Source organism: Streptomyces sp. NPDC057877 (genome assembly GCF_042796855.1).
In the GTDB taxonomy this organism is placed as follows: Bacteria; Actinomycetota; Actinomycetes; order Streptomycetales; family Streptomycetaceae; genus Streptomyces.
The window spans coordinates 719,873-746,661 of the sequence record NZ_JBHVMS010000001.1 but is presented as its reverse complement, the minus strand read 5'-3'; the positions used below and the strand labels follow the sequence as shown (position 1 = coordinate 746,661).

The window sequence follows — 26,789 nt, the reverse complement described above, 5'->3', positions numbered from 1 at the left end:
GCCTCCTTACGAGCCGTCACCTATCTCGGCGATGTAGTCCAACGAGTCCTCGGGTGTAAGGGCGTGGAACTGCAGGGTGCTGAAGGCCTCGGTGTAGGCCTCCAGGTCTTCTTTCCGTTCGAGGTAGAGGCTACTCGTCAAGTGGTCGAGAACCACCACGTCCAGATCAGAAGTGCTCGAAAATGAGAAGATAACGAAAGGCCCGGTGATGCCGATGTGCGCCCCGGCGGCGAACGGCAGTACCTGCAGTCGCACTTGGGGCAGCCGGGCCGCCTCCACCAGGCGGACCAGCTGCTGGGCCATGACGCCCGGCCCGCCCACCTTCCGCCGCAGCACGGCCTCGTCGAGGACCGCGCTCAGCCTCAGCGGACGCGGTGAGCGCAGCACCTCCTGCCGGGCCAGCCGCACCTCCACCAGGGCCTCCAACTGGTCCTGCGCCCCGCCCCCGAGCGCGGCCCGGGTCACCGCTCGGGCGTACTCCGGGGTCTGCAGCAGCCCCGGCACCACGGAGGTCTCCAGCGTGCGCATCGCGGTCGCCTGTGACTCCAGGCTGATGAAGTCCCGGTAGGTGGGCGGCAGTACCCCGCGATAGGCGTGCCACCAGTGGTGCCGCCCGCCGCCCTCGTCGGAACCGGCCAGCATCAGCAGCAGTTCGCGCAGTTCGGGGTCCTCGACGCCGTAGGCGTCCAGCAGTAACCGAACATCGGCCGGTTTCACCCCGCTGGCGCCGGTCTCGATCCGGCTCACCTTCGACTGGTGCCAACCCACCAGTCTGGCAGCCTCGCCACTGGTGACTCCCAGCCGGGCGCGCAGCGCGCGCAGTTCGGCACCCAGCTTCCGGCGGCGTACCGCGGGACCGTGCTGCATGGGAGGCTCCTCACTTCCGGCCACTCGGCCCACTCTTCGCCGAGACTCCATGCGGCCCAACCAAATACGGTCTGCCGTCGCAGAGTTCACCGCTTCGAGGGACAGATATATGCATATCTTGGTGGATCGCCACCGAGAACGGCGCGGTAGTGGCAGTCTGGCGACGAGCACCAGTCCGGGACCGTACTCGAACCAGCCGCTGAGTGTCGGACCGCGGTCCCGTGGGAAAGGGACGACGTCGCCATGGCAGACCATTTGGAAGCATCCGTCACTCTGCCGAGCGATCCCGCCTCGGTCTCCGCGGCCCGGGCCTTCGCGGTCGGGACGCTGGGGGAGTGGGGCCTGTCACCGGAGTCGGAGGTGGCCGACACCGTACGGCTCATCGTCTCCGAACTCACCACCAACGCCGTACAGCACACCTTCGGGCAGTCACCCACCTTCACGGTGGACCTGCGGCTGCACCATGACGAACAGCTGAGCATCGGGGTCACCGACAGTCATCCGCGGTTCCCCAAGCGGCTCCCGGCCGCCGTGCAGCAGGACAACGGCCGCGGCATGGTGATCATCCGCTGGCTGACCACGGAGTGCGGCGGCAGACTCAGAGTCCGTCCCACCGGTGAGGGCGGCAAGACCGTGCTGATCGAACTGCCGTGGCCCGGAGCCGTTCCGGCGGGGCCGGTCACCGCCGCGCGGCGCCAGGAGCCCTGAGCCGGTCATGAGGGGGCGGTGGCGGCGCCTCAGGGCCCCGCCACCGCGCCCCCGGGTCAGGCGACCCGGCCGTACCAGACGCTCTTCGTCCAGATCTTCTGGAGCCGCACCACGTCCCCGGTCTTCGGGGAGTGCCAGATCTTGCCCTTCCCGGCGTAGATGCCGACGTGGTACACGCTGGAGCCGGAGTGGAAGAAGACCAGGTCCCCGGCCCTGCGCTTGGACGCCGAGATGTGGCGCGTCTTGTTGTACTGCTGCGCGGCGGTGCGGGGCAGCTTCTTGCCCGCCTTCTTGTACGAGTACAGGGTGAGCCCCGAGCAGTCGAACCGGCGTGGTCCGGCGGCGCCGTACTTGTACGGAGACCCCTGCTTCGAGGCAGCGACCTGGAGCGCCTTCTTGGCCGGTGTGGCGGCCTGGGCCTCGGAGGCGGCGCCGGGGATCACGAGGGAGCCGCCCACGGCGGCGAGGGTGAGGGCCGAGGCCGTTCCTGCCCGGGCCATGAGTGACGGGACTCGATTGTGCGTGGTCATGCGCAACCCTTCGTCAGCCGCCTGTGAAGGATGACCTGTCGGATTCGGGCTGGCGAAGTTGCCCGGCCGCGTGCTGCGGCTTCACCCCAAGGACCGCCCGGAACCTGTGCCCCGGTGGCCCGTCTTGCTCGGGTCCTCCACTCCTGCCGATCCACTCCTGTCGACCGGTCGTCCGGGCGGCGGCAGGACTCGGCGTCCGCCCGGACCGCCCCGCCGCTGTGGCGGGGCCTTGTCGTCAGACAGGGATCTTCACCCACGCATGTCCGAAAATCCCAATGGAACCGGGGATTTGTGTTGTTCCTCACCACTCGCCCGTTCGGGTGGACAGGCCCCTGTTCGATCAGTTGGCGGGGTGGGTGCGCAGGCCCGGACCAGCGGCGAAACTCCGTGCCCCCCCTTCGGAGCACGCGTGTTGCGCAACCGTGGGGGTCTCGCAAAACGACGAAGTTCTACTCCAACGGGGGGTACGCCGTTCGGATCGTTTCACTTCCCGACCGGGTGTCATCGCGTCAACTGTCGGAGCGCGCCGGAAGCGTGACCCGCGCCGTGCGGCGCTCACCGTCCAGGACGCGCAGCGCCCGCTCGAGTGTGGACGAGTGCAGCTCGGTCTCGCCCCGCCGGTGCATCAGCGCGAGCGCGTCGCGCAACTCGGCCGCCTTGCCCACCAGCGCCTGGGCGGCGCGCAGCCCGCGGTAGGTGTCGCCGGGGTGCGCCGGGTTGATCCGGCCGACCAGGTCCACCACGTCGAGATAACGGTCGATCAACTCGCCCTCGGCCCGCGTCAGGGCGGGCAGCGGCGGCAGCTCGGGTGGCAGCACCGGCGGCTCACCTCGCGCCGGACGAGGGCGTCACGTCCCGACGGTCCGGGACGACCTGGTCCACCAGGCCGTACTCCACCGCCTGGTGCGCGTCGAGCACCGTGTCCCGTTCGACGTCCTCGGCCACCTGCTCCGGCGTGCGCCCGGTGTGCCGTACCAGCAGCTCCTCGATCCGGCCGCGGATCCGCGTCAGTTCCGCCGCCTGGACCGCCAGATCGGACGTCCGCCCCCCGACCGGCTCGGGCAGCGCGGGCTGCCGCAGCACCATGCGCGCGCCGGGCAGCGCGCACCGCTTGCCGGGCGCGCCCGCGGCCACCAGCAGCGCGGCGGTGGCGCTGGCCTGGCCCATGCAGAAGGTCCGCACGTCACAGCTGACGTAGCGCATCGAGTCGTAGATCGCCGACATGGCGCTGAAGGAGCCGCCGGGCGAGTTGACGTACAGCGCGATGTCCTGGTCCGGCGAGGTGTGCTCCAGATGCGTCAACTGGGCGATCACATCGCCCGCCGCGGCCTCGTCGAGCCGCGTCCCGAGGAAGACGATCCTTCCCTCCAGGAGCTTGGCGTACGGGTCCATGGTGCGGTTGCCCAAACCGGTGCGCTCGGTGAACTCGGGCAGGACATGGCGGGCGGACGGTCGGGTCATGGCGGACCCCTCCTCGCGGCGATGCTGTCTCCGGAGAGCTGTCTGTAAAAAATGTACAGGACGTACATTCTCTGGGAGAAGGGCGGCCCGTAAGCTGGGAGTCATGGCCTACGAGATTCCGGTGACCCAAGCCCGGGCTGAACTCGCCGACCTCATCAACCGGGTGGTGTACGGCGGTGAGCGTGTCGTGGTGACACGGCACGGCAAGCCGCTCGTCGCCCTGGTCTCCGCCGCCGACCTCGAACGCCTGGAGGAGCAACCGGAACCCGTGGACGAGCAGGTCGGCAGCGCGGTCTCCGGCGTCCGTGAGGTGTCCGCCGCGCCCCGCGAGCGTCAGCGCTTCGGCATCACCGCTGAGCACAGGGGGCCGGGTCCCGCGTAGGCCCCCGCAGAACCGCGCGGGGCCCGGCCCCGCGCCACCTGGCGGGGTCGGGCCCTGTGTCCCGGCTGCTCAGCCCGCGAGCACCGGCGTCGGGGCGGTGCGCGGGGCGATCTTCCCCCGGTTCGTGATCATGGTGCCCAGCAGCACCGCGCCCAGGCCCAGCACGGACCACCAGGCCAGCGTGAGGGCGGGGCCGGTCGCCGCCGCGCCGTCGAAGTAGGCCACCGAGCGCAGCAGGGTCGCCGCCGCGCCGGGCGGGAGCAGCTGACCGATGAACCCGGTCGGCTCGGGCAGCAACTGCGGCGCCGAGGCCGCACCGGCCCACGGGTTGCCGAACAGCATCACCACGGCGGCGCCGATCCCGAGCCCGGCCGTCCCGATGAGCGCCGCGAGCCCCGCGACGGCGGCGCCCACGGCCAGCACCGCCAGCCCCAGCGCCGCCGCCTCGGCCCACCAGTCGCCGGTGAGGACCTCCAGCCAGCTGTGCCCGATCGCCGCCGCGGCCAGTCCGGTCAGCGCCGCGGCGCCCACCAGCGCGGTCACCGCGCGCGCCCCGCGCAGCCCGAGCACGCTCACCACGGCTCCGGCCGCGATGCCGGTCAGGGCGAGTGGCAGCACGCTGGCGTTCAGCGCCGCGCCCCGCGGGTCGCTCTCGGGGGCGGGCACCACGTCGACGGTCCTGAGCCGCGCGCCGTCGGCCGACGCCTGCTCCGCCACCGCCTGCTGGAGGAGCTGGGCGACGACGGGGCTCGCCGCCGACGCGGTGAGCAGCTGAGGGCCGCTCTCGCCGACGACGACCGCCCCGTACACGGTCCGGTCCTCGATCGCCTCGCGGGCGGCGGCCTCGTCGTCGTAGTGGTGGATCTCGAAGGCGCCCTCCCGCTGTTCCAGGCGCTCCTGGACCGGTGCGGTCGCGGCCGTGGGTCCGGCCACGCCGAGCGGCAGGTCGTGCGGCGCGGTGCGCGCGGCGGGCCAGGCGAAGGCCCACAGCGCGAGCGCGGCGATGACGGGGACGAGGACGGCGGCGGCGATCATGCGGCGGTTCAGCGGCGCCGGGGTGGCGGACATGGGGTCTCCTCGGGTGGAGCGCCCGGAGTGGGGCGGGCAGTAAAAAGAAGGATCGTTCGTTTTTGCGCTGCCTCCACCGTGGCTCCGGGCGGCTCCCTTGTCAAGAAGGAATGTTCGTTTTACTTTTGCGGCATGGCCCGCGTATCCCAGGAACACCTCGACGCCCGCCGCCGCCAGATCCTCGACGGCGCCGCCCTCTGCTTCGCCCGCAACGGCTTCCACGCCACGTCCATGCAGGACGTGCTGAAGGAGGTCGACCTGTCCGCCGGTGCCGTCTACCGCTACTTCAGCGGCAAGGACGCGCTGATCGCCGCGATCGTCTCCGAGGTGATGGGCGAGATCCGCGGCGCCTTCGAGGAGGCCGCCCGGCAGACCCCGCCGCCCACCCCGGACGCCCTGATCACCACCGTCCTCGGCCGGACGCTGGCCGCCCGCGAGTTCCTCGCCGTCGACGGACAGCCCGGCTTCCCCCGACTGGTCGTCCAGGTCTGGACGGAGACCGTGCGCAACGAGGAACTGGCGGCCGTCCTGCGGGAGGGCTACGGCGCCGTGCTCGCGGCCTGGACCAAGGTGGTGCAGGCCTACCAGGACAGCGGGATGATGCGCACCGACCTGCCCGCGGACGACGTGGCCCGCACGATGATCGCCACCGCGCAGGGGTTCATCGTGCAGCAGTCCCTGTTCGGACCCGTGCCGATGGAAGCACTCGGCAACGGGCTGCGGGCGCTGATGAGCATGGACGCCGTACGCCCCGTCGGCTGATCCGGGCCACGGCGGGGTTAACGTGCCCGAAACTCATGACAACTAGCCTGCCCCTCCACGCCACCAGGGACTTTGCCTGGTGGCCGCGGCGACCGGGCCCCGCACGGCCCGGAGCGAGGAGGTGGGACGGGACATGCAACTGACCCCGCACGAGCAGGAGAGGCTGCTGATCCATGTGGCCGCCGACGTGGCCGCCAAGCGCCGCGCCCGCGGCCTCAGGCTGAACCACCCCGAGGCCGTCGCCCTCATCACCTCGCACATCCTCGAAGGCGCCCGGGACGGCCGGACCGTCGCCGAACTCATGGCCTCCGGACGCAAGGTCCTCACCCGGGACGACGTCATGGACGGCGTCCCCGAGATGATCCACGACGTCCAGGTGGAGGCGACCTTCCCGGACGGCACCAAGCTCGTCACCGTCCACGAGCCGATCGTCTGAGGGGCTGGCCGATGATTCCCGGAGAGATCCTCTTCGCCGACGGGCCGATTGCCTACAACGAGGGCCGCGAGGTCACCCGGCTGACCGTCCTCAACGCCGCCGACCGCCCCGTCCAGGTCGGCTCCCACTACCACTTCGCCGAGGCCAACCCCGGCCTGGAGTTCGACCGCGCCGCGGCCCACGGCAAGCGGCTCAACGTCGCCGCCGGTACGGCCGTACGCTTCGAACCCGGCATCCCCGTCGACGTCGAACTCGTCCCGCTCACCGGCGCCCGGATCGTGCCCGGACTGCGCGGCCGGACCGGAGGTGCCCTGGATGCCTGAGATCTCCCGCGCCGCCTACGCCGACCTGTTCGGCCCCACCACCGGCGACCGCGTCCGGCTCGCCGACACGGACCTGCTGATCGAGATCGAGGAGGACCGCAGCGGCGGCCCCGGACTCGCCGGTGACGAGGCCGTGTTCGGCGGCGGCAAGGTCATCCGCGAGTCCATGGGCCAGTCGCGTGCCACGCGCGCGGACGGCACCCCCGACACCGTCATCACCGGCGCTGTCATCGTCGACCACTGGGGCGTCGTCAAGGCCGACATCGGCATCCGCGACGGCCGGATCACCGGCATCGGCAAGGCGGGCAACCCCGACACCATGGACGGGGTCCACCCGGACCTCGTCATCGGTCCCGAGACCGAGATCATCGCGGGCAACGGGCGGATCGTCACCGCGGGCGCCATCGACGCGCACGTCCACTTCATCTGCCCGCAGATCGCCGACGAGGCGCTCGCCTCCGGCATCACCACCCTCGTCGGCGGCGGCACCGGCCCCGCCGAGGGCTCCAAGGCCACCACCGTCACCCCCGGACCCTGGCACCTGGCCCGGATGCTGGAGGCGATGGAGCAGTACCCGCTCAACTTCGGCCTGCTCGGCAAGGGCAACACCGTCTCCCACGAGGCGATGCTCTCCCAGATCCGCGGCGGCGCCCTCGGCCTGAAGCTGCACGAGGACTGGGGCTCCACCCCCGCCGTCATCGACGCCGCGCTCACCGTCGCCGACCGCACCGGCGTGCAGATCGCCATCCACACCGACACCCTCAACGAGGCGGGTTTCGTGGGCGACACCCTCGCCGCGATCGCCGGGCGGTCCATCCACGCCTACCACACCGAGGGCGCGGGCGGCGGGCACGCCCCCGACATCATGACCGTGGTCTCCGAGCCGCACGTGCTGCCCAGCTCGACCAACCCGACCCGCCCGTTCACCGTCAACACCGCCGAGGAACACCTCGACATGCTGATGGTCTGCCACCACCTCAACGCCGCCGTCCCCGAGGACCTCGCCTTCGCCGAATCCCGGATCCGGCCCTCGACCATCGGCGCCGAGGACGTCCTGCACGACCTGGGCGCGATCTCGATCATCTCCTCCGACTCCCAGGCCATGGGGCGGGTCGGCGAAGTCATCATGCGGACCTGGCAGACGGCGCACGTGATGAAGCGACGGCGCGGCGCGCTGCCGGGCGACGGGCGCGCCGACAACCGTCGCGTACGCCGCTATGTCGCCAAGTACACGATCAACCCGGCCGTCGCGCAGGGCCTCGCGGGCGAGATCGGCTCCGTGGAGAGCGGGAAGCTCGCCGACCTGGTCCTCTGGGAGCCCGCGTTCTTCGGCGTCAAGCCGCACCTGGTCATCAAGGGCGGGCAGATCGCCTACGCGCAGATGGGCGACGCCAACGCCTCCATCCCGACGCCGCAGCCGGTCCTGCCCCGGCCCATGTTCGGCGCCATCGGGCGGGCGCCCGCCGCGAACTCCGTCAACTTCGTCGCACCGCTCGCCCTCGAGGACGGGCTGCCGGAGCGGCTCGGGCTGGGGAAGCGGTTCGTGGCGATCGAGTCGACGCGGGGTGTGAGCAAGGCGGACATGCGGGAGAACGACGCACGGCCCGCGGTGCGGGTGGATCCCGACAGCTTCGCCGTGCACATCGACGGTGAGCTGGTGGAGGCGACTCCGGCGGCGGAACTGCCCATGGCCCAGCGGTACTTCCTCTTCTGAGGAGCGGGGTGCGATGAGCAGGGCCACATTGCTGGTGCTGGCCGACGGTCGCTTCCCCGCCGGGGGGCATGCGCACTCCGGCGGGGCCGAGGCCGCCGTGCGGGCCGGGCGGATCACCGGTGCCGGGAGCCTGGAGGAGTTCTGCCGGGGGCGGCTGCATACCGCTGGGCTGGTGGCCGCCTCGCTGGCCGCGGCGGCGGCGCTCGGGGTGGATCCGGTCGCGCTGGATGCCGCCGCCGACGCGCGGACGCCGTCGCCCGCGCTGCGGCTCGCGGCGCGGAGGCTGGGGAGGCAGTTGATGCGGGCGGCTCGGGTGACGTGGCCGTCGGAGGAGTTGGACGCGGTCGCGCGGCGGTTTCCCAAGGGGGCGCATCAGCCGGTGGTGTTGGGGGTGACGGCGCGGGCGGCCGGGCTGGGGGCGGTCGACGCGGCGTACTGCGCGGCGTACGAGTGTGTGAGTGGGCCCGCGTCGGCGACCGTGCGGTTGTTGAGTCTTGATCCGTTCGATGCGACGGGGGTGCTGGCGCGGGTGGCGTCGGAGGTGGACGGGGTGGTGGACCGGGCGGTGGAGGCCGGGCGGCTGGCTGTGGGGGAGGGGGTGGGGGTGTTGCCTGCGGCCTCCTCGCCGTTGCTGGAGATCGGGGCGGAGGCGCATGCGGCTTGGGGTGCGCGGTTGTTTGCCTCTTAGGGGTTTCACCCCCGCCTCGAACGCCGGACGTGCTGGAAGTCGTCGGACGTGAAGAAGAACCCTCTAGACCAGGAGCCGTTCCATGCACCTTGACCATGCCCCTCTCCATGCCCCCGCCTCCCTCGGCGCCGACGCCCGGCGCCCCGACGGGTCCCGGCGTGCCCTGCGGATCGGGCTCGGTGGGCCCGTCGGGTCCGGGAAGACCGCCACCGTTGCCGCGTTGTGCCGGGTGTTGCGGGACGAGTTGTCCCTGGCCGTCGTCACCAATGACATCTACACCCGTGAGGACGCGGAGTTCCTGCTGCGGGAGGCCGTGTTGCCGCCCGAGCGGATCAGCGCCGTCGAGACGGGGGCCTGTCCGCACACCGCGATCCGGGATGACATCTCCGCCAACCTGGAGGCGGTGGAGGACCTGGAGGACGAGGTCGGGCCGCTGGATCTGATCCTGGTGGAGTCGGGTGGCGACAATCTCACCGCCACGTTCTCCAGAGGGCTGGTCGACGCGCAGATCTTCGTGATCGACGTCGCGGGCGGGGACGACATCCCGCGCAAGGGTGGGCCCGGGGTAACGACCGCTGACCTGCTCGTCGTCAACAAGACCGACCTCGCGCCGTACGTAGGGTCCGACCTGGGGCGGATGGCGGCCGACGCCAAGACGCAGCGGGCCGAACTGCCCGTCGTCTTCCAGTCGTTGCGAAGCGAGGGCGGCGTCGCGGACGTCGCCGCCTGGGTGCGGGCGCGGCTCGTCGCGTGGACGGCGTCAGCGTGACCGGGGTCGCCGCCACCGCGCGGATCGGCGCACGGGGTGACGGCAGGGGCGGTACGGCGCTCCCGGTGCTGGAGGGCGACGGGCCGCTGGCGCTGCGGCGGACCCGGGGGAGCGGCGGCGAGGCCCGGGTGATGCTCGTCGGGGCGATGAGCGGGCCCCTCGGCGGGGACCGCTTCCGGGTGGAGGCCGAGGTGGGCGAGGGGGCCCGGCTACGGGTCGGATCGGCCGCCGCCACCATCGCGCTGCCGGGGCAGGAGAAGGGGGAGGCGCGCTACGACGTGCGGCTCACCGTCGCGGACGGAGGCGAACTGTGCTGGCTGCCCGAGCAGTTGATCTCCGCGCGGGAGAGTGAGCTGTACGTCACCACCCGTGCCGAGCTGCGGGGCCGCGCCCGGCTCGTGCTGCGCGAGGAGCAGGTGCTCGGGCGGGCGGGGGAGGAGCCGGGGCGGCTCACCAGTCGGCTCACGGTGGGTGTGGACGGGCGGACGGTGCTGGATCAGGAGCTGGCGTGCGGGCCCGGGGCGCCGGGGGGCTGGGACGGGCCCGCCGGGCTCGGGGGGCTGCGGGCCGTCGGGCAACTGGTCGTCGTACGACCGGAGTTCGGTGAGCGGCCGGTGGCCGCGCGACCGCTCGGGGATGGCGCCGCGGTGCTGCCGCTCGCCGGGCCCGCCGCGCTGGTGACCGCCGTCGCCGCGGACGCGCTGGCGCTGCGGCGGCTGCTGGACGCGGCGCTCGGCGAGCTTCAGCGCGAGGCCAGCCAGGTGTCCTCCGCCGCGTAGTCGAAGAGGTCGCCGTAGGCGGCGAACATCTTCGGGTAGGCCTCGCGCCAGTCGCGGCCCGCCAGTTGGCGTTCGATCCAGGCGACGGTCTCCGGAAGGGTGTCGGCGTAGGAGACCACCGGGCGGTAGCCCAGTTCGCGGGTGGCGGCGGTCATGTCGCAGATGACCGGGACCGGGACCGACCACGGTGTGTCGCCGACCGTAGGGAGCGGGGGCGGGCCGTCGACGAGGACCGTCTCCGGGGCCGCGCCCATCACCGCGTCGATCGCGGTGGCGATCTCCCTGACCGTGGGGGCCTCCGGATCGCAGGCGTTGAGGGCGCGGGTGCCCGGGTGGGCGGCGGCGAGGCGGATCAGTTCGGCGAGGGTGTGGACGCTGACGGGGTGGAAGCGGCTGGTGCCGCCGTAGGCGATGACGCGGCGGCGTCGGCCGTCGAGGTTGCGCTTGACGAAGTACAGCTCGCGGGGGGTGCGGCAGTGCGGGCCGTGCACCGCGCCCGCGCGCAGCAGGGTGACCGGCAACCGGTCGGTGGCGGCGAGGAGTTCGCGCTCCAGGGCCGCCTTGCCCGTGCTGTAGGACGCCTCGCCGGGGGCGATGGTGCGCTGGCTCTCCGGGATCGGCACCGGGTACTCGGGGAAGCCGTCCGGCTCCGCCTGGGTGTCGAAGTTCCGGCCCTTGTCGTCCTCGTAGACGGAGACGCTGGAGATCACCACCGCCGAGCCGACGCTTCCGGCCAGGGCGGTCAACTGCCGTGCGTGGCCGGTGCCGTAGGCGACGATGTCCACCACCAGGTCGCAGTCGTCGCCGATCGCGGCGGCCAGGGCCGTGTCGTCCGCGCGGTCCAGCCGCAGCGGCCGTACCCCCTCGGGCCAGGACGTGTCCCGGCCGCCGCCCCGGGAGGCGGCCGTGACCTGCCAGCCGTCCTCGGCGAGCGCCCGCACGGCGGGGCGTCCGATCTGGCCTGTCGCTCCGATCACCACAGCGCGTCGTGTCATACGGCGACCGTAGGTGGTGGGAGGCGGCGCACGCGCGTCGTTCGGCTGGGAGCAGAGTGCCAGCGCTGTCAGCGCAGTGGCAGCCGGGGGAGCCGACGGGCTCCCGCGCGCTCCTTGGCCGCCGCCTCCTCCTCGGCCTTGACCTCGGCGGCGTACCGGTCCACGTACTCCTGCCCGGACAGCTTGAGGATCGCGTACATGATTTCGTCGGTGACCGCTCGCAGCACCGCCTTCTCGCCCTCCATCCCGGCGTAGCGGGAGAAGTCGAGGGGCTCGCCGAAGCGGATCACCACGGGGTGCAGCCGGGGGACGACCTTGCCCGGGGGCTGCGCCTCGAAGGTGCCGATCATGGCGCAGGGGACGACCGGGGCCTGGGCCTTCAGCGCCATCACCGCGACGCCGACCTTGCCCTTGTAGAGGCGTCCGTCGTGCGAGCGGGTGCCCTCGGGGTAGATGCCGAGCAGCTCGTCCTTGGCCAGCACGCCGAGCCCCTCGCGGATCGCGGCCTGGCCCGCGTCCTTGCCGGAGCGGTCGACCGGGATCTGCCCGACGCTGTGGAAGAACGCGGCGGTGAGGCGGCCCTTGATGCCGGGGCCGGTGAAGTACTCGGCCTTCGCGAGGAAGGTGATCCGCCGCTTGAGGACCGCGGGCATCAGGAAGTGGTCCGAGAAGGAGAGGTGGTTGCCCGCGACGATGGCCGCGCCCGACGCCGGGATGTGCTCGAGGCCCTCGATCCGGGGCCGGAAAAGCAGTCGCAGCAGCGGTCCCAGCAGTACGTATTTGAGCAGGTAATAGAACAAGGCGGTCGCCCCTCACTGCGCTGGACCGCTGGGCTGCCGGGTTACGGCAGGTCAACCGGCGTGTCGTGGGCTGCCAGTCTAGGCGCGGGGGACGGCGGCCGGAACCCGCTGGTGGGCTCATCGGGTTCCGGCCGCCCTGGCTCAGTGCGCCAGGACCTTCTCCAGGGTGCCGAGCGCCGACTCCAGTTCGCCGCTGGTGATGGTCAGCGGCGGGGCCAGCCGGATCGTCGAGCCATGGGTGTCCTTGACCAGGACGCCCTCGCGCATCAGGCGTTCGCTGACCTCGCGTCCGGTGCCGATCGCCGGGTCGATGTCGACGCCCGCCCACAGCCCGCGGGCCCGGAAGCCGAGGACGCCCTTGCCGACCAGCGAGGCCAGCCCGCCGCGCAGCACCACGCCCAGTTCGGCCGCCCGGCGCTGGTACTCGCCGGTCTCCAGCAGCTCGACCACGGCCGTGCCGACCGCGGCGGCCAGCGGGTTGCCGCCGAACGTCGAACCGTGCTCGCCCGGCCGCAGCACGCCCAGCACCTCCCGGCGCGCCACCACCGCGGACACCGGCACGATGCCGCCGCCGAGCGCCTTGCCGAGCAGCACGACGTCCGGCTCCACGCCCTCGTGCTCGACGGCGAGGGTGTGACCGGTGCGGCCGAGGCCCGACTGGATCTCGTCCGCGATGAACAGGCAGCCCTTGCGGCGCGTCAGCTCCCGTACGCCGGTGAGGTAGCCGTCGTCGGGGATGACGACCCCGGCCTCGCCCTGGATCGGCTCGATCAGCACCGCCGCGGTCGTGTCGTCGACGGCGGCCTCCAGCGCGGCCAGGTCGTTGTACGGCACGATCCGGAAGCCCGGGGTGAAGGGGCCGAAGCCGGTGCGGGCCGTCTCGTCGGTGGAGAAGCTGACGATGGTCGTCGTACGGCCGTGGAAGTTCTCCGCGGCGACCACGATCGTCGCCTGGCCGTCGGGGACGCCCTTGACGTCGTACGCCCATTTGCGGGCCACCTTGATGCCGCTCTCCACCGCCTCGGCGCCGGTGTTCATCGGCAGCACCATGTCCTGGCCGGTCAGTGCGGCGAGCCGCTCGGCGAAGACGGCCAGCCGGTCGTTGTGGAAGGCGCGCGAGGTGAGCGTGAGCCGGTCCAGCTGGCGGTGCGCGGCCTCGATCAGGTCCGGGTGGCGGTGGCCGAAGTTGAGGGCCGAGTAACCGGCCAGCATGTCGAGGTAACGGCGGCCCTCGACGTCCTCCACCCAGGCGCCCTCGGCGCCGGCCACCACCACGGGCAGCGGGTGGTAGTTGTGCGCGAGGACCGGCTCCTCGGCGCGGATCAGTTCGGCGGAGGTGCGGGTGCGGGCGGGTGCGGTCATGAGCGGATCTCCTGGGTGCAGCACTTGATGCCGCCGCCTGCCTTGTGGAACTCCGACAGGTCGACGGGGACGGGGACGTAGCCGCGCTGTTCGAGCTGGTCGATGAGCGCGGTCGCCTCCGGGGCGATGAAGACATGGCGTCCGTCGCAGACGGAGTTCAGCCCGAAGGCCATCGCGTCCTCGCGGGTCGCGAGCACCGCGTCCGGGTACAGGCGGGCGAGCACCTCGCGGCTGCCGGGCGAGAAGGCGCCGGGGTAGTAGGCGATGTTCCCGTCTCCCAGCACGAACAGCGCCGTGTCCAGGTGGTAGAAGTACGGGTCCACCAGCGTCAGGCCGATCACCGGTACGCCGAAGAACTCCTGCACCTCGCGATGGGCCGCGGGCGTCGTACGGAAACCGGTTCCGGCGAGGACGTAGCGGCCGGTGGGGACCAGGTCGCCCTCGCCCTCGCAGACGCTCTCGGGGCGGTGGACGTCGTAGCCCGCCCGCTTGAACCACATGTCGTAGTGCGTGGACTCGGGGCGCCGCTCGGGGGCGTGGAAGAGGGAGCCGAAGACACGGCCGTCGACGACGACCGCGGAGTTCGCGGCGAACACCATGTCGGGGAGCCCGGCGACGGGCTCGATGGTCTCCACGGTGTGCCCGTGGTCGCGGTAGGCACGCACCAGCGCGTGCCACTGCTCCCGGGCCAGCTCGACGTCTACCCGGACCTCGGGATGCATCCAGGGGTTGATCGCGTACTGCACGGCGAAGTGTCTGGGTTCACAGACGAGAAAGCGCCGTCGGCGCGGCACACGGCAGTCGGACACAGAGGGGTTCCTCCGCTTCCTGCGGTGTCGGGGTGGGATCACACCACGGTAGAAAGCACCGCTGACGCTCGACAAGAAACAAATCCTGCGCGTTGGCGCAGGAACGCTGCGTCTTCGCCGCCCCCGACGCAGGGTTGCTGCGCGGGGCCGGGCGGTCCCACCATCGTCAGAGCGGGGGCTGGTTCGCCCCCGCCTCCGGACTCTCCGGGAGCAGGTGGGACAGGACCATCACGCTGATCGTCTTGCGGATGAACGGCTCGACACGGATGCGTTCCAGGACCTCCTCGAAGTGCTCGACGTCCCGGGCGCGGACGTGCAGCAGCGCGTCCGCGCCGCCGGTCACCGTCATCGCCGCGGTGATCTCGGGGTGGTTGCGGACGACCTCCGCGAGCCGCCGCGGGGGCGCCGCGCCCTCGCAGTACACCTCGACGTAGGCCTCCGTGCGCCAGCCCAGCGCCGCCGGTTTCACCGTCGCCGTGAACCCGGTGATCACGCCGGTGTCCCGCAGCCGGTCCACCCGGCGCTTGACCGCCGTGGAGGACAGCCCGACCGCCGCGCCGATCTCGGCGAAACTGCTGCGGGCGTTGGCCATCAGCGCCGTGAGGATCTTCCGGTCCAGCTCGTCGAAGGAGGCGGGGCTGCTGTTCATGCGGGCACTGTATCCAGCGGATATGTCATGGTCCGGCCCGTGTGCAGGCGTACCGATTGCTCCTACACTCCACCTTCATGCTGCGCGCCCTGGCTGTCGACGACGAACGCCCCTCGCTCGAGGAACTGCTGTACCTGTTGCAGGCCGACCCCCGCATCGGCAGCGCGGAGGGCGCGGGCGACGCGACCGAGGCGCTGCGCCGCATCAACCGGGCCCTGGAGTCCGGACCGCACGGCCCCGAGGCGATCGACGTCGTCTTCCTCGACATCAACATGCCCGGCCTCGACGGACTCGACCTGGCCCGGCTGCTCACCGGGTTCGCCCGGCCACCGCTGGTCGTGTTCGTCACCGCGCACGAGGACTTCGCGGTGCAGGCCTTCGACCTCAAGGCCGTCGACTACGTCCTCAAACCCGTCCGCAAGGAACGCCTCGCCGAGGCCATACGCCGCGCCGTCGAACTGCGCGGCAGCACCGCCCCGGCCATCCCGGTCCACGAACCCGACCCCGACCACATCCCCGTCGAGCTGGGCGGCGTGACCCGCTTCGTCGCCGTCGACGACATCACGCACGTCGAGGCGCAGGGCGACTACGCGCGCCTGCACACCGACAAGGGGAGCCACCTCGTCCGCATCCCGCTGTCCACCCTGGAGGACCGCTGGCGCTCCCGCGGCTTCGTCCGCATCCACCGCCGCCACCTGGTCGCCCTGCGCCACATCGGGGAGCTGCGCCTGGACGCCGGTACGGTCAGCGTCCTGGTAGGCGAGGAGGAACTCCAGGTCAGCCGCCGCCACGCCCGGGAGCTGCGGGACCTGCTGATGCGCCGGACCACGGGCTGAGAGACACGGGCTGACAGCACAGGCCGAGAGACACGGGCTGACAGCACAGGCCGAGAGACACGGGCTGACAGCACAGGCCGAGAACACGGGCCGAGAGACACGGGCTGAGAGAAAGGCGCGCCGCATGCCCCAGGAACCCACCGAACGCCGGGTCGTCGTCACCGGCCCGCCCCGCCGTACCCGCAGGGCCCCCGGCTACTACCGGCCGCGCACCGAGATCGACGAGCAGACCACCCTCGGGCACACCTACGTCCGCTCCCTGATGCGCACCCAGCTGCGCGCCGCGCTCGCTGTGTCCGCCGTGCTCGTGCTCCTCGTCGGCCCGCTGCCGCTGCTGTTCGTGTCCACGCCGGACGGCCGCCGCCTGAAGTGGCTGGTGCTCGGCTTCGGGCTCTATCTCCCCCTGGTGCTGCTCGCCCGCTGGTACGTGCGGCGCGCCGAACGCAACGAACACGACTTCGTCCGGCTGGTCGAGGACGAGAACCTCGAGGGCCAGGACCGCTGAGCAGCCGTGAACGAGAACTACGCCGTCCCCGCAGTCGCCCTGGTCGTCGTCGCGACCGTCCTCGTCGGCGCCTTCGGCCTGCGCATCTCCCGGACCACCTCGGACTTCTACGTCGCCTCCCGCACGGTCGGCCCGCGCCTGAACGCCGCCGCGATCAGCGGCGAGTACCTGTCCGCCGCCTCCTTCCTCGGCATCGCGGGCCTGGTCCTCGTCCAGGGCCCCGACATGCTCTGGTACCCGGTCGGCTACACCGCCGGATACCTGGTCCTGCTCCTCTTCGTCGCCGCCCCGCTGCGCCGCTCCGGCGCCTACACCCTGCCCGACTTCGCCGAGGCCAGGCTCGCCTCCCAGGCGGTACGGCGGCTCGCGGGCGCCTTCGTCGTCGGCGTGGGCTGGCTGTACCTGCTGCCCCAGCTCCAGGGCGCCGGACTGACCCTGACCGTGCTCACCGGCGCACCCGACTGGCTCGGCGGCATCATCGTCGCCGTGGTCGTCACGGTGACCGTCGCCGCGGGCGGCATGCGCTCCATCACCTTCGTACAGGCCTTCCAGTACTGGCTCAAGCTCACCGCCCTGCTCGTCCCCGCCCTCTTCCTGGTGCTGGCCTGGCAGGCCGACGGCTCCCCCCGGCACGCCTTCAACGAACCGGCCACCTTCCGCGAGCAGCGCGTCGTCCGCGTCGACGACACCCTCGACCTGAAGCTGGAGCGCCCGCTGACCGTCACCGTGACCGGCAAGATCGACGGCCGCGCGCACGAGGCCGAGACGCTCCGCCTGCCCGCCGGGACCCACCGCGTCGACCGGGGCACCCGGCTGACCTTCGACCGGGGCGACCCGGTCCCCGAGGCCGACCGCGGCAGCAACGGCGGCATGTCCGCCTCGCTGGCCGCGGGCCGCGACGAACGCCCGCTGTACGCGACGTACGGGCTGATCCTCGCGACCTTCCTCGGCACCATGGGCCTGCCGCACGTCGTCGTCCGCTTCTACACCAGCCCGCACGGCGTCGCCGCCCGCCGCACCACCGTCGCCGTGCTCGCCCTGATCGGCGCCTTCTACCTGCTGCCGCCCGTCTACGGCGCCCTGGGCCGCCTCTACGCCCCCGAACTGGTCCTCACCGGCCACGCGGACGCCGCCGTGCTGCTGCTGCCCGAGCGGGTCATCGGCGGCCTCGGCGGCGACCTGCTCGGCGCGCTGGTCGCCGGGGGCGCCTTCGCCGCGTTCCTGTCCACCGCGTCCGGGCTGACCATGGCCGTCGCCGGGGTGCTCACCCAGGACGTGCTGCCCGCGCGCGGGGTACGGCACTTCCGGCTCGGCACGGTGCTCGCGATGGCCGCGCCGCTCGCCGCGAGCATGCTGGTCGGCGGGCTCCCGGTGGCCGACGCGGTGGGGCTCGCCTTCGCCGTCTCCGCGTCGTCCTTCTGCCCGCTGCTGGTCCTCGGCATCTGGTGGCGCCGCCTGACCCCGCCCGGCGCGGCGGCCGGGATGCTGGTCGGCGGCGGCTCCGCCTTCCTCGCCGTCACCGCGACCATGGCGGGCTTCCCCGGCACCGGCGCCCTGCACACCCTGCTGGCCTGGCCCGCCCTGTGGTCGGTGCCGCTGGGCTTCCTCACGATGATCCTGGTCTCCCTGGCGACCCCGGCCCGCGTCCCCGCCGGGACGGCCGCGATACTGGCCCGCTTCCATCTGCCGGAGGAGCTGCGGGCGGAGGTGAAGACATGACCACCGGATTCGTCGCCGGGCTGTGCGTCGCCGTACTGCCGCTGCTGGCCGCCGGGTTCTGGCTCGGGCGGCGTACCGCGCCCCGGCCCAAGAGCTTCGGGGGGCTCGGCACACCCGTCGAGCACGCCACCTTCCAGACCCTGCACACCGCCTCCCTCGCCGCGCCCCCGCTACGGGCCGGGCTGACCGAGGAGACGGCCCGCAAGTCGGCCCGCCGACTGCGCTCCCTGCTGGGCACGGACGCCCTGTGCCTGACCGACGAGCGGGAGGTGCTGGCCTGGGACGGGGTGGGCGGCCACCACCGGCCCGAGATCATGGAGAAGCTCGCGGGCCCCCTGGACAGCGGGCGCGGCGAGGCGTTCCGGCTGACCTGCGACACCCCCGACTGCCCGGTCCGCTGGGCGGTGGTCGCCCCGCTCACCGTCGACGACCGCGTGCACGGGGCGCTGGTGGCCTGCGCGCCGCGTGAGTCCGCCGTGCTGGTGCGCGCGGCGGGCGAGGTCGCCCGCTGGGTCTCCGTACAGCTGGAACTCGCCGACCTCGACCAGTCCCGCACCCGGCTCATCGAGGCCGAGATCAAGGCCCTGCGCGCCCAGATATCCCCGCACTTCATCTTCAACTCGCTCGCGGTGATCGCCTCGTTCGTGCGCACCGACCCCGAGCGCGCCCGTGAACTCCTCCTGGAGTTCGCCGACTTCACCCGCTACTCGTTCCGCAGGCACGGCGATTTCACCACGCTCGCCGACGAACTCCACGCCATCGACCACTACCTGGCGCTCGTACGGGCGCGCTTCGGCGACCGCCTCTCCGTCACCCTCCAGATCGCCCCCGAGGTGCTGCCGGTCACCCTGCCCTTCCTCTGCCTCCAGCCCCTGGTGGAGAACGCCGTCAAACACGGCCTGGAAGGCAAGTCGGACAAGTGCCGGATCAGCATCACCGCCCAGGACACGGGCGCCGAGGCCCTCGTCGTGATCGAGGACGACGGCGCCGGAATGGACCCCGAGCTGCTGCGCCGCATCCTCGCGGGGGAGGACAGCCCGTCCGGCGGCATCGGACTGTCCAACGTCGACGACCGCCTCCGCCAGGTCTACGGCGACGACTACGGCCTCGTCATCGAGACCGCCCCCGGCGCGGGGATGAAGGTCACCGCCCGGCTGCCGAAGTACCAGCCGGGCGTCCACTGAGGCCGCGCCGCTCAGGCGCTGCGGGTGGCGACCATCCCGAGGGTGATCAGACCCAGCACCACCCAGCCGAACCACAGCCAGCCGTTGCTGCCGAGCGCCACCGTGTAGGCGGTCACCGCGACGAGTCCGCCGACGGTGAGCACCCCCATCGTCTTCGTCGAACTGTCCGTAGAACCGGGCATCGCGACACCCTCCTCATGGTCCGTCCCCTCCATGGTGCCCCCGTTCCGCCGACGCACCATCCGCACGACCGAATGAGGTTCAGTTCCCGCGCGCGTTCAGGGAGGCCAGATAGGCGTTGTAGGCCTCCAGCTCCTTGTCGCCGTCCCGGTCGGCGGCGCGGTCCTGGCGCTTGGCCTGCCGCTGGTCGGAGGCGTACCACTGGAACATCAGTGCGATCAGCACCAGCACGGACGGGATCTCGCTGAACGCCCAGGCGATCCCGCCCGCCGCGTTCTGGTCGGAGAGCGCGTCGATCCCGAGGGACGCGGGCGGATCGGCGTACGTCTCCACCATCGGCGTCGACGCCATCATCAACGCGATCCCGAAGAACGCGTGGAACGGCATGCCCGCGAACAGCTCCAGCATCCGCATCAGATAGCCGGGCCGGTGCGGGCCCGGGTCGACGCCCATGATCGGCCAGAAGAACACCAGGCCGACGGCGAGGAAGTGCACCATCATCGCGATGTGCCCCGGCTTGGACTCCATCAGGAAGTCGAAGAGGGGGGTGAAGTACAGCGCGTAGAGGCTCGCGATGAACATCGGGATGGTGAACCCCGGGTGCGTGACGACGCGCAGGTACCGGCTGTGCAGCAGGGCCAGCAGCAGCTCACGCGGCCCCTTCCGGCCCCGCCCGGCGGGCGGCAGCGCGCGCAGCGCCAGCGTGATCGGGGCGCCGAGCAGGATCAGGATCGGCGACAGCATGCTGATCACCATGTGCTGCACCATGTGCACGCTGAACATGACCATGCCGTAGTCGTTCAGCTGGGTGCACATCATCAGCCCGATGGTCAGCACACCGGTCACGAACGCGATCGTCCGCCCGACCGGCCACTTGTCCCCCCGCCTGACCAGCCGCACGACCCCCCAGCCGTACAGCGCCAGCGCCAGCAGACACGCCACGAGGAAGAACGGATCCGCCGACCACTGGAGCCCCCGCCCCAGCGTGAACGGCGCGAGATCCGTGCCCATCCCATGCCCGCTGTGATCCATGCCGCCCGGCTCCTGATTCGTGGGGGTTGTGCCTTTTGGTCCGCCCCAAGACTAGAACCGCCCCCGGCCGTGGCTGCGACCGGGGGCACGGATACGTCCCTCAGGGGCGCGGGGCTGTATCGATATGCGGCTCCGCCGCATGGGCGCGACGAGCCACAGACCACCCGCACCCGGCGACGGACCTGACGAGCCACAGACCACCCGCACCCGGCGACGGACCTAAAGCACACACTCCGCTTCCGCGTACCGCGCGTCCGGCACCGTCTTCAGCGTCTCCACCGCCTCCGCCAGCGACACCATCACGATGTCGGTCCCCCGCAGCGCGGTCATCCTCCCGAACTCCCCGCGGTGCACCGCCTCCACCGCGTGCCACCCGAAACGCGTGGCCAGCACCCGGTCGTACGCGGTCGGCGTGCCACCGCGCTGCACATGCCCGAGGATCACCGGCCGGGCCTCCTTGCCGAGGCGCCGCTCCAGCTCGACCGACAGCTGCCGGGCGATCCCGGCGAACCGCTCGTGGCCGTAGACGTCCTTGCCGCCCTCGTCGAAGGCCATGGTGCCGGGGACCGGCTTGGCCCCCTCCGCGGCGACGACGATCGCGAACCGCTTGCCCGCCTCGAACCGCTCGCCGACCCTGGCGGTCAGCTCCTCGATGTCGAAGGGCCGCTCGGGCACGACGACGGCGTGGGCACCGGCCGCCATGCCGGAGTGCAGGGCGATCCAGCCGGTGTGGCGGCCCATGACCTCCACGATCAGCACCCGCTGGTGGGACTCGGCGGTGGTCTTGAGCCGGTCCAGCGCCTCCGTGGCGACCCCCACCGCCGTGTCGAAGCCGAAGGTGACGTCGGTGACGGCGATGTCGTTGTCGATCGTCTTCGGCACGCCGACTATCGGCAACCCGCCGTCGGACAGCAGCCGGGCGGCCTTCAGCGTGCCCTCGCCGCCGATCGGGATGATCGCGTCGAGACCGAGTTCCCGGACATGGCCCTTGGCCCGCTCGACACCGTCCCGCAGATGCTCGGGCCGGACCCGGGAGGAGCCGAGGATGGTGCCGCCGCGGGCGAGGATGCCGCTCACGGCGTCGAGGTCGAGCTTGAGGTAGTCGCACTCCAGGAGGCCCTTCCAGCCGTCCCGGAAACCGATGACCTCGTCGCCGTGGTCGACGACGGCGCGGTGCACGACGGACCGGATGACGGCGTTCAGGCCGGGGCAGTCGCCGCCGGACGTGAGGACACCAATGCGCATAGCCCGAATACCTTCTCGACGTGGGCCGGGACCGGACCGCGCTGTCCGGCTCGATCCCCGCCACCCTAGCGCCAGCCAGGGGCGGGGACGCACCGTGCGTCCGCCTGCTGGACGACCCCGCTCACCTGTGCGGACGTCCCGTCAGACGGGCTCGCGAGGGGCCTTACGCGGTCGTCTCCTGGGCCGCCGCGATGCGCTCGCCCCGCAGCGCCTCGTACCAGCGGTCGTCGGTCGGCGGCAGCGCGTTCACATCCAGCGCCAGCTTCAGCAGCAGGTCCGCGATCAGCGGGTTGCGGGCCAGCACGGGGCCGTGCATGTACGTGCCGAAGACGGTGTCGTTGTACGCGCCCTCGGTGCCGTCGCCCGTGCCGTTGCCGTTGCCGAACCGCACCTGGGCGAGCGGACGGGCGGTGGGGCCGAGGTGGGTGACGCCCTGGTGGTTCTCGAACCCGGTCAGCGGGGGCAGTCCGAGCCGCGGGTCGATGTCGCCGAGGACGTCACCGACGCACCGGGCGCCCTCACCGCGCGTCGAGACCACGTCGAGCAGGCCGAGGCCGGGCTCGCGCTGGCCGAGGTCGTTGATGAACTCGTGGCCGAGGATCTGGTAGCCCGCGCACACCGAGAAGACGATGGCGCCGTTGCCCACGGCCCGGTGCAGTCCGCCGTCCCGGCGCAGCCGCTCGGCCGCCAGCCGCTGCGGCCGGTCCTCGCCGCCGCCGATCAGGTAGATGTCACCGGAGGTCGGGATGGGCTGGTCGCTGCGCACGTCGAGCCGGGCCACGTCGAGGCCGCGCTGCCGGGCCCGGCGCTCCACGACGAGGACGTTGCCCTGGTCGCCGTAGGTGCTCAGCAGGTCGGGGTAGATCCAGACGACCCGCAGTTGGTTGTCGCTCACGAAGATTCCCTGAAGTCGTGGGGTCAGTTGCCGACGCGGCGGCGCAGGTCCTGGAAGGCGGTGTAGTTGGCGATGACCTCGATCCGGCCGGGCGGGCACATCTGCACCGCCTGGTCGAGGCTCTCGCAGACCTGGAACTGCTGGTTGGCGACCTCGAGGCGCACCGCGAGGTCCAGCTTCCGGTCGCCGATGACACAGATCGGGTGCCCGGTGAGCCGCGTGTAGTCGACGTCCCACAGCCAGGAGGTGTCCGTGCCGTCGGCGCCGCGCGCGTTCACCGAGAGGATCACCGGGGTGGGCGGCGGGTCGATCAGGGAGAAGGTCTCCAGCCAGCCCGCGGGGTTCTTCGCCAGCAGCAGCCGCAGGTCGCGCTGCATGAACTGCACGACGTCGTACCGCCCGGCGACCGCCTGCACCTGGTACATCCGCTCCAGCGCGACCTGCGGCGGCACCCCGAAGACGGCGGCGACGGCGGCCGAGGAGGCGGCGTTGGCCTTGTTGGCGCGGCCCGGCAGCTGGAGGTGGATCGGCCAGGCGGAGCCGTGCGGGTCGAGGACGTGGTCGCCGGAGAGCGCCCAGGTCGGCGTCGGACGCCTAAAGCCGCACTCGCCGCAGAACCAGTCGTCGCCGGGCCGCTGCATCACACCGCCGCAGGACGGGCAGGACCAGGCGTCGTCCTTCCACATCTGGCCCGCGGCGACCCAGATCACATTGGGCGAGGACGACGCGGCCCACACCACCAGCGGGTCGTCGCAGTTGGCGACGACGACGGCCTTGGACCCGGCCAGGCCCTCACGCCAGTTCTCGGCGAGCATCCGGGTCTCGGCGGCGCGGTCCAGCTGGTCGCGGGAGAGGTTGAGCAGGGCGATGCACTTGGGGTCGGTGTCCCGGGCGACCCCGGCGAGGTACTTCTCGTCGACCTCGATGACGCCGTAGCGCGCGTCCGAGCCGCCCGCCAGCGCCGAGGTGATGCCCGCGGGCATGTTGGCGCCGAGCGCGTTGGAGACCACGGGGCCCGCGGCCCGCAGGGCCTCGGCGATCAGCCGGGTGGTCGTGGTCTTGCCGTTGGTCGCCGAGACGAGGATCACGTCCAGGTTCTGGGCGAGCCGGGCGAGCAGGTCGGGGTCGAGTTTGAGGGCCACCCGGCCGCCGATCACCGAACCGCTGCCGCGCCCCGCGGCTCGGGATGCCGCCGCGACCGCCTTGCCCGCGGTCACGGCCAGCTTGGCCCGCGGCGTGAGCGGGTCCGAGTTGCCTGCCATCAGTCCTCGATCCTCCTTGCGTACGCGCCGCGCCTCTGCCTGACGGCAACGTGGTGGTGGTCAGCCTATCGAGATCCATTCGCACTCCCGAATTGCGGCACCGTCACGATCCGGCAGCGCAGCGGACGCGACGCCCTGAACCGTACCCTTGCCGCCATGCGACAAGGCTCCATCCCGGGCGCCCGCGGACGCGTCCGCCCCCTGACCCTGCTGGGCGACCCGGCCCTCACCACCCCCTGCGCCGAGGTCACCGACTTCGGCCCCGAACTCGCCGCGCTCGTGGAGGACTTGTTCGCCACGATGTACGCCGCGCGGGGCGTCGGCCTGGCGGCCAACCAGGTGGGGGTGCCGTCGCGGGTCTTCGTCTATGACTGCCCCGACGACGAGGACGTACGTCATCTGGGACATGTGGTCAATCCGCGTCTGGTGCAGGCGGACGGCGTCAGCATCCGCGGCCCGGAGGGCTGTCTCTCCCTGCCGGGCCTGGAAGCGGGCACGGTACGCCATGACCACGCGGTGGTCGAGGGGTTCACGGTGACGGGGGAGCCGGTCACCGTGCACGGCACGGGGTTCTTCGCGCGGTGCCTGCAGCACGAGTGCGATCACCTGGAGGGCGGCCTCTACGTCGACCACCTGACGGGGTGGCGCAGGCGCCGGGTGCTGCGGCAGGCCGCGCGAGCGCCGTGGGGGCGTTGACGTCGTGCGGCTGCGGGTTGTTCGTGGCTGGTCGCGGCCCCGCGACGGAGTCGCGTGGTGCACACGGCCCCGCGCCCCTAGGGTGTCTCAGAAGCCGGGGCCTCCGATGCGGTCCCCCGCTGCCGCGAGGCGGCCCCACAACAGGTCGGCGAGGCTCCTTACCAACTCCGCCCGCGAACACGGCCGTTCCCCCAGCCACCAGTCACCGGCCGCGTGCATCATGCCGACGATCCCGTGCCCCCAGACCCGGGCGAGCCGCTGGCTGTCCGGTCCGAGGTCCACGCGCTCCTCGATGACCTGGGCGAGTTCCTCGCCCATCCGCCGCAGCAGCGGCGCGCTGTGCTTGCCGACGTCGAAGCCCTGGTCGCTCTGGGAGCCCTCGGCCGGATGCATCAGAAAGCGGTACACCTGAGGGCGTGACTCGATGGCCGCGAGATAGGTGTCCAGGGTGGCCTCGACGCGTTCCCGGCGCTCCGCCGGGGCGTCCAGCGCGGCCCGCAGCGACGCCAGCAGGGCGTCCGTGTGCCGCTGGGCGAGGGCGGCGTACAGGCCGCCCTTGTCGCCGAAGTGCCGGTAGAGGATCGGCTTGGTGATGCCCGCCTCCGCGGCGATCGCGTTCATGGAGGCCTGCGGACCGTCGCGCAGCACGACCCGGTCGGCGGCCTCCAGCAGCTCGCGTCGTCGGCTGTCCGCCGACCGCTGCTGCTCGGCCCGCTGTGTGGTGTCCATCGGCTCTCCCCACCCGTGCTGGTTCGGTGACGCCTGCGCAAACTAACACCCGCCATGCTGGGACGATCGAACGGGCTGCCGAGGGGTGGTCGTGAGTTGACTTTTCTTACTCATGGGTAACAGACTGGGGTTACCGCTAGTAACACTTGTGCGCCGCCGGAGGGGACATGGCCGAGTTCACCATGGAGCTGAACGACGAACAGAAGGAGGTCCAGAGCTGGCTGCACGGCTTCGCCGCCGATGTCATCCGCCCCGCGGCCGCCGAGTGGGACGAGCGTGAGGAGACTCCCTGGCCGGTCATCCAGGAGGCCGCCAAGGTCGGCATCTACTCCCTCGACTTCTACGCCCAGCAGTACTTCGACCCCACCGGGCTCGGCATCCCGATGGCGATGGAGGAACTGTTCTGGGGTGACGCGGGCATCGCCCTGTCCATCGTCGGCACCGGTCTCGCCGCCGTCGGCGTCCTCGCCAACGGCACCGAGGAGCAGATCGGCACCTGGATCCCCCAGATGTACGGCGATGTCAACGACGTCAAGGTGGCCGCGTTCTGCTCCTCCGAGCCCGACGCGGGCTCCGACGTGGCCTCCATGCGCACCCGGGCGGTGTACGACGGGGCCAAGGACGAGTGGGTGATCAACGGCACGAAGACCTGGGCGACCAACGGCGGCATCGCCAACGTCCATGTCGTCGTCGCGGTGGTCGACCCGGACCTGGGCTCCAAGGGCCACGCGTCCTTCATCATCCCGCCGGGCACGCCCGGCCTGTCCCAGGGCCAGAAGTTCAAGAAGCACGGCATCCGCGCCTCGCACACCGCCGAGGTCGTCCTGGACAACGTCCGCGTCCCCGGTTCCTGTCTGCTCGGCGGCAAGGAGAAGCTGGACGAACGGCTCGCCCGCGCCCGGGAGAAGGCCAAGGCGGGCGGCGAGCGCGTGAAGAACGCGGCGATGGCGACCTTCGAGGCGTCCCGTCCCGCCGTCGGCGCGATGGCGGTCGGCACCGCCCGCGCCGCGTACGAGGTGGCCCTCGACTACGCCAGCACCCGTGAGCAGTTCGGCCGCCCGATCATCGACAACCAGGGCGTGGCCTTCCAGCTCGCCGACATGCGCACCCAGATCGACGCGGCCCGGCTGCTCGTCTGGCGCGCCTCCTGGATGGCCATCAACGGCAGGCCGTTCACCGCGGCCGAGGGCTCGATGTCCAAGCTGTTCGCCAGCGAGACCGCCAAGAAGGTCACCGCCCAGGCCATCCAGATCCTCGGCGGCAACGGCTACACCCGTGAGTACCCGGTGGAACGGATGCACCGCGACGCCGCGATCTACACCATCTTCGAGGGCACCAGCGAGATCCAGCGCCTGGTGATCGCCCGCACACTCTCGGGGCTGCCGATCCGGTAAGGGGTGTCCG

31 protein-coding genes and 1 riboswitch are annotated in these 26,789 nt (G+C 71.9%); of the genes, 15 read left to right on the top strand and 16 right to left on the bottom strand.

Annotated features, from left to right (window positions below; genetic code table 11):
- Positions 1–6: 6 nt before the first annotated feature.
- A complete protein-coding gene (locus ACFVQG_RS03245; RefSeq protein ID WP_383376221.1) occupies positions 7–867 on the bottom strand; it encodes a helix-turn-helix domain-containing protein in 861 nt (286 codons plus the stop codon).
- A gap of 243 nt (positions 868–1,110) precedes the next feature.
- On the opposite strand from ACFVQG_RS03245, the gene ACFVQG_RS03240 reads away from it, so the two are divergent.
- Positions 1,111–1,575, top strand: a complete 465-nt coding sequence (locus tag ACFVQG_RS03240) for an ATP-binding protein (RefSeq protein WP_383376219.1) — start codon at positions 1,111–1,113, stop codon at positions 1,573–1,575.
- A gap of 56 nt (positions 1,576–1,631) precedes the next feature.
- Here ACFVQG_RS03240 and ACFVQG_RS03235 read toward each other — a convergent pair whose 3' ends face one another.
- From ACFVQG_RS03235 to ACFVQG_RS03225, 3 genes are all read right to left on the bottom strand, one after another.
- Positions 1,632–2,105 (bottom strand): C40 family peptidase, encoded by a 474-nt coding sequence (locus ACFVQG_RS03235; protein ID WP_383376218.1) that lies wholly within the window; start codon positions 2,103–2,105, stop codon positions 1,632–1,634.
- 3 nt (positions 2,106–2,108) lie between these two features.
- Positions 2,109–2,310: riboswitch (cyclic di-AMP (ydaO/yuaA leader) on the bottom strand.
- A gap of 304 nt (positions 2,311–2,614) precedes the next feature.
- A complete protein-coding gene (locus ACFVQG_RS03230; RefSeq protein ID WP_383376216.1) occupies positions 2,615–2,923 on the bottom strand; it encodes a hypothetical protein in 309 nt (102 codons plus the stop codon).
- Positions 2,924–2,930: 7 nt separating this feature from the next.
- Entirely contained in the window at positions 2,931–3,566 is a 636-nt protein-coding gene (locus ACFVQG_RS03225) for an ATP-dependent Clp protease proteolytic subunit (RefSeq protein WP_383376214.1), read from the bottom strand.
- A gap of 103 nt (positions 3,567–3,669) precedes the next feature.
- Here ACFVQG_RS03225 and ACFVQG_RS03220 point away from each other — a divergent pair, with 103 nt between their 5' ends.
- Positions 3,670–3,948, top strand: a complete 279-nt coding sequence (locus ACFVQG_RS03220) for a type II toxin-antitoxin system Phd/YefM family antitoxin (protein ID WP_383376213.1) — start codon at positions 3,670–3,672, stop codon at positions 3,946–3,948.
- Positions 3,949–4,017: 69 nt separating this feature from the next.
- Here the strand turns inward: ACFVQG_RS03220 and ACFVQG_RS03215 are convergent, their stop codons facing one another.
- Entirely contained in the window at positions 4,018–5,016 is a 999-nt protein-coding gene (locus ACFVQG_RS03215; RefSeq protein WP_383376211.1) for an ABC transporter permease, read from the bottom strand.
- Between the two features lie 132 nt (positions 5,017–5,148).
- On the opposite strand from ACFVQG_RS03215, the gene ACFVQG_RS03210 reads away from it, so the two are divergent.
- The 7 genes from ACFVQG_RS03210 (at position 5,149) to ACFVQG_RS03180 (ending at position 10,487) form a co-directional block, all read left to right on the top strand.
- Positions 5,149–5,778, top strand: a complete 630-nt coding sequence (locus tag ACFVQG_RS03210; protein ID WP_383376209.1) for a TetR/AcrR family transcriptional regulator — start codon at positions 5,149–5,151, stop codon at positions 5,776–5,778.
- Positions 5,779–5,911: 133 nt separating this feature from the next.
- The gene (locus ACFVQG_RS03205; protein WP_383376206.1) at positions 5,912–6,214 is read left to right on the top strand and encodes an urease subunit gamma; all 303 of its coding nucleotides are present in this window, start codon (positions 5,912–5,914) and stop codon (positions 6,212–6,214) included.
- Between the two features lie 11 nt (positions 6,215–6,225).
- Positions 6,226–6,537, top strand: coding sequence for an urease subunit beta (locus tag ACFVQG_RS03200; RefSeq protein ID WP_383376204.1), 312 nt, complete (start codon positions 6,226–6,228; stop codon positions 6,535–6,537).
- On the top strand, positions 6,530–8,251 hold the full coding sequence (locus tag ACFVQG_RS03195; RefSeq protein ID WP_383376202.1) for an urease subunit alpha: 1,722 nt from the start codon (positions 6,530–6,532) through the stop codon (positions 8,249–8,251). The genes ACFVQG_RS03200 and ACFVQG_RS03195 overlap by 8 nt, the downstream gene beginning before the upstream one ends.
- Positions 8,252–8,264: 13 nt before the next feature.
- The gene (locus ACFVQG_RS03190) at positions 8,265–8,939 is read left to right on the top strand and encodes an urease accessory protein UreF (protein ID WP_383376199.1); all 675 of its coding nucleotides are present in this window, start codon (positions 8,265–8,267) and stop codon (positions 8,937–8,939) included.
- 82 nt (positions 8,940–9,021) lie between these two features.
- Complete coding sequence (gene ureG, locus ACFVQG_RS03185) at positions 9,022–9,708, top strand: urease accessory protein UreG (RefSeq protein WP_383376195.1); 687 nt, start codon at positions 9,022–9,024, stop codon at positions 9,706–9,708.
- A complete protein-coding gene (locus ACFVQG_RS03180) occupies positions 9,690–10,487 on the top strand; it encodes an urease accessory protein UreD (protein WP_383376193.1) in 798 nt (265 codons plus the stop codon). The genes ureG and ACFVQG_RS03180 overlap by 19 nt, the downstream gene beginning before the upstream one ends.
- Here the strand turns inward: ACFVQG_RS03180 and ACFVQG_RS03175 are convergent.
- From ACFVQG_RS03175 to ACFVQG_RS03155, 5 genes are all read right to left on the bottom strand, one after another.
- Positions 10,451–11,467, bottom strand: coding sequence for an NAD-dependent epimerase/dehydratase family protein (locus ACFVQG_RS03175; RefSeq protein WP_383376523.1), 1,017 nt, complete (start codon positions 11,465–11,467; stop codon positions 10,451–10,453). The two genes, ACFVQG_RS03180 and ACFVQG_RS03175, sit on opposite strands and share 37 nt — an antisense overlap.
- Positions 11,468–11,550: 83 nt before the next feature.
- Positions 11,551–12,282: a lysophospholipid acyltransferase family protein gene (locus ACFVQG_RS03170; RefSeq protein ID WP_383376191.1), complete on the bottom strand. Its 732-nt coding sequence runs from the start codon at positions 12,280–12,282 to the stop codon at positions 11,551–11,553.
- 141 nt (positions 12,283–12,423) lie between these two features.
- Positions 12,424–13,644, bottom strand: coding sequence for an ornithine--oxo-acid transaminase (gene rocD / locus ACFVQG_RS03165; RefSeq protein WP_383376189.1), 1,221 nt, complete (start codon positions 13,642–13,644; stop codon positions 12,424–12,426).
- On the bottom strand, positions 13,641–14,453 hold the full coding sequence (gene ddaH / locus ACFVQG_RS03160; RefSeq protein ID WP_383376188.1) for a dimethylargininase: 813 nt from the start codon (positions 14,451–14,453) through the stop codon (positions 13,641–13,643). The genes rocD and ddaH overlap by 4 nt, the downstream gene beginning before the upstream one ends.
- Before the next feature lie 166 nt (positions 14,454–14,619).
- Positions 14,620–15,102 carry an Lrp/AsnC family transcriptional regulator gene (locus tag ACFVQG_RS03155; protein WP_383376186.1) on the bottom strand — a complete coding sequence of 161 codons (483 nt, stop codon included), beginning with the start codon at positions 15,100–15,102 and terminating at the stop codon, positions 14,620–14,622.
- Between the two features lie 77 nt (positions 15,103–15,179).
- Here ACFVQG_RS03155 and ACFVQG_RS03150 point away from each other — a divergent pair, with 77 nt between their 5' ends.
- The 4 genes from ACFVQG_RS03150 to ACFVQG_RS03135 all read left to right on the top strand — a co-directional run bounded on the left by ACFVQG_RS03150 (position 15,180) and on the right by ACFVQG_RS03135 (position 19,346).
- A complete protein-coding gene (locus ACFVQG_RS03150; protein ID WP_383376184.1) occupies positions 15,180–15,938 on the top strand; it encodes a LytR/AlgR family response regulator transcription factor in 759 nt (252 codons plus the stop codon).
- A gap of 124 nt (positions 15,939–16,062) precedes the next feature.
- Complete coding sequence (locus ACFVQG_RS03145; RefSeq protein ID WP_383376182.1) at positions 16,063–16,443, top strand: hypothetical protein; 381 nt, start codon at positions 16,063–16,065, stop codon at positions 16,441–16,443.
- 6 nt (positions 16,444–16,449) lie between these two features.
- A complete protein-coding gene (locus ACFVQG_RS03140) occupies positions 16,450–18,162 on the top strand; it encodes a cation acetate symporter (RefSeq protein ID WP_383376181.1) in 1,713 nt (570 codons plus the stop codon).
- Positions 18,159–19,346 carry a sensor histidine kinase gene (locus tag ACFVQG_RS03135; RefSeq protein WP_383376179.1) on the top strand — a complete coding sequence of 396 codons (1,188 nt, stop codon included), beginning with the start codon at positions 18,159–18,161 and terminating at the stop codon, positions 19,344–19,346. The genes ACFVQG_RS03140 and ACFVQG_RS03135 overlap by 4 nt, the downstream gene beginning before the upstream one ends.
- 11 nt (positions 19,347–19,357) lie before the next feature.
- Here the strand turns inward: ACFVQG_RS03135 and ACFVQG_RS03130 are convergent, their stop codons facing one another.
- The 5 genes from ACFVQG_RS03130 to ACFVQG_RS03110 all read right to left on the bottom strand — a co-directional run bounded on the left by ACFVQG_RS03130 (position 19,358) and on the right by ACFVQG_RS03110 (position 23,960).
- Entirely contained in the window at positions 19,358–19,528 is a 171-nt protein-coding gene (locus ACFVQG_RS03130; RefSeq protein ID WP_383376178.1) for a hypothetical protein, read from the bottom strand.
- A gap of 79 nt (positions 19,529–19,607) precedes the next feature.
- Entirely contained in the window at positions 19,608–20,558 is a 951-nt protein-coding gene (locus tag ACFVQG_RS03125) for a cytochrome c oxidase assembly protein (protein WP_383376176.1), read from the bottom strand.
- A 219-nt stretch (positions 20,559–20,777) separates the two neighbouring features.
- On the bottom strand, positions 20,778–21,803 hold the full coding sequence (locus ACFVQG_RS03120) for a 6-phosphofructokinase (protein ID WP_383376174.1): 1,026 nt from the start codon (positions 21,801–21,803) through the stop codon (positions 20,778–20,780).
- 163 nt (positions 21,804–21,966) lie between these two features.
- Positions 21,967–22,698 carry a type 1 glutamine amidotransferase gene (locus tag ACFVQG_RS03115; RefSeq protein ID WP_383376172.1) on the bottom strand — a complete coding sequence of 244 codons (732 nt, stop codon included), beginning with the start codon at positions 22,696–22,698 and terminating at the stop codon, positions 21,967–21,969.
- Positions 22,699–22,721: 23 nt separating this feature from the next.
- Complete coding sequence (locus ACFVQG_RS03110) at positions 22,722–23,960, bottom strand: MurT ligase domain-containing protein (protein WP_383376170.1); 1,239 nt, start codon at positions 23,958–23,960, stop codon at positions 22,722–22,724.
- A gap of 156 nt (positions 23,961–24,116) precedes the next feature.
- Between ACFVQG_RS03110 and def the strand changes: the two genes are divergently transcribed.
- On the top strand, positions 24,117–24,656 hold the full coding sequence (gene def, locus ACFVQG_RS03105) for a peptide deformylase (protein WP_383376168.1): 540 nt from the start codon (positions 24,117–24,119) through the stop codon (positions 24,654–24,656).
- Positions 24,657–24,743: 87 nt separating this feature from the next.
- Here the strand turns inward: def and ACFVQG_RS03100 are convergent, their stop codons facing one another.
- Positions 24,744–25,385 (bottom strand): TetR family transcriptional regulator, encoded by a 642-nt coding sequence (locus ACFVQG_RS03100; protein ID WP_383376167.1) that lies wholly within the window; start codon positions 25,383–25,385, stop codon positions 24,744–24,746.
- 167 nt (positions 25,386–25,552) lie between these two features.
- Between ACFVQG_RS03100 and ACFVQG_RS03095 the strand changes: the two genes are divergently transcribed.
- Positions 25,553–26,779 (top strand): acyl-CoA dehydrogenase family protein, encoded by a 1,227-nt coding sequence (locus ACFVQG_RS03095; RefSeq protein ID WP_383376165.1) that lies wholly within the window; start codon positions 25,553–25,555, stop codon positions 26,777–26,779.
- Positions 26,780–26,789 lie beyond the last annotated feature (10 nt).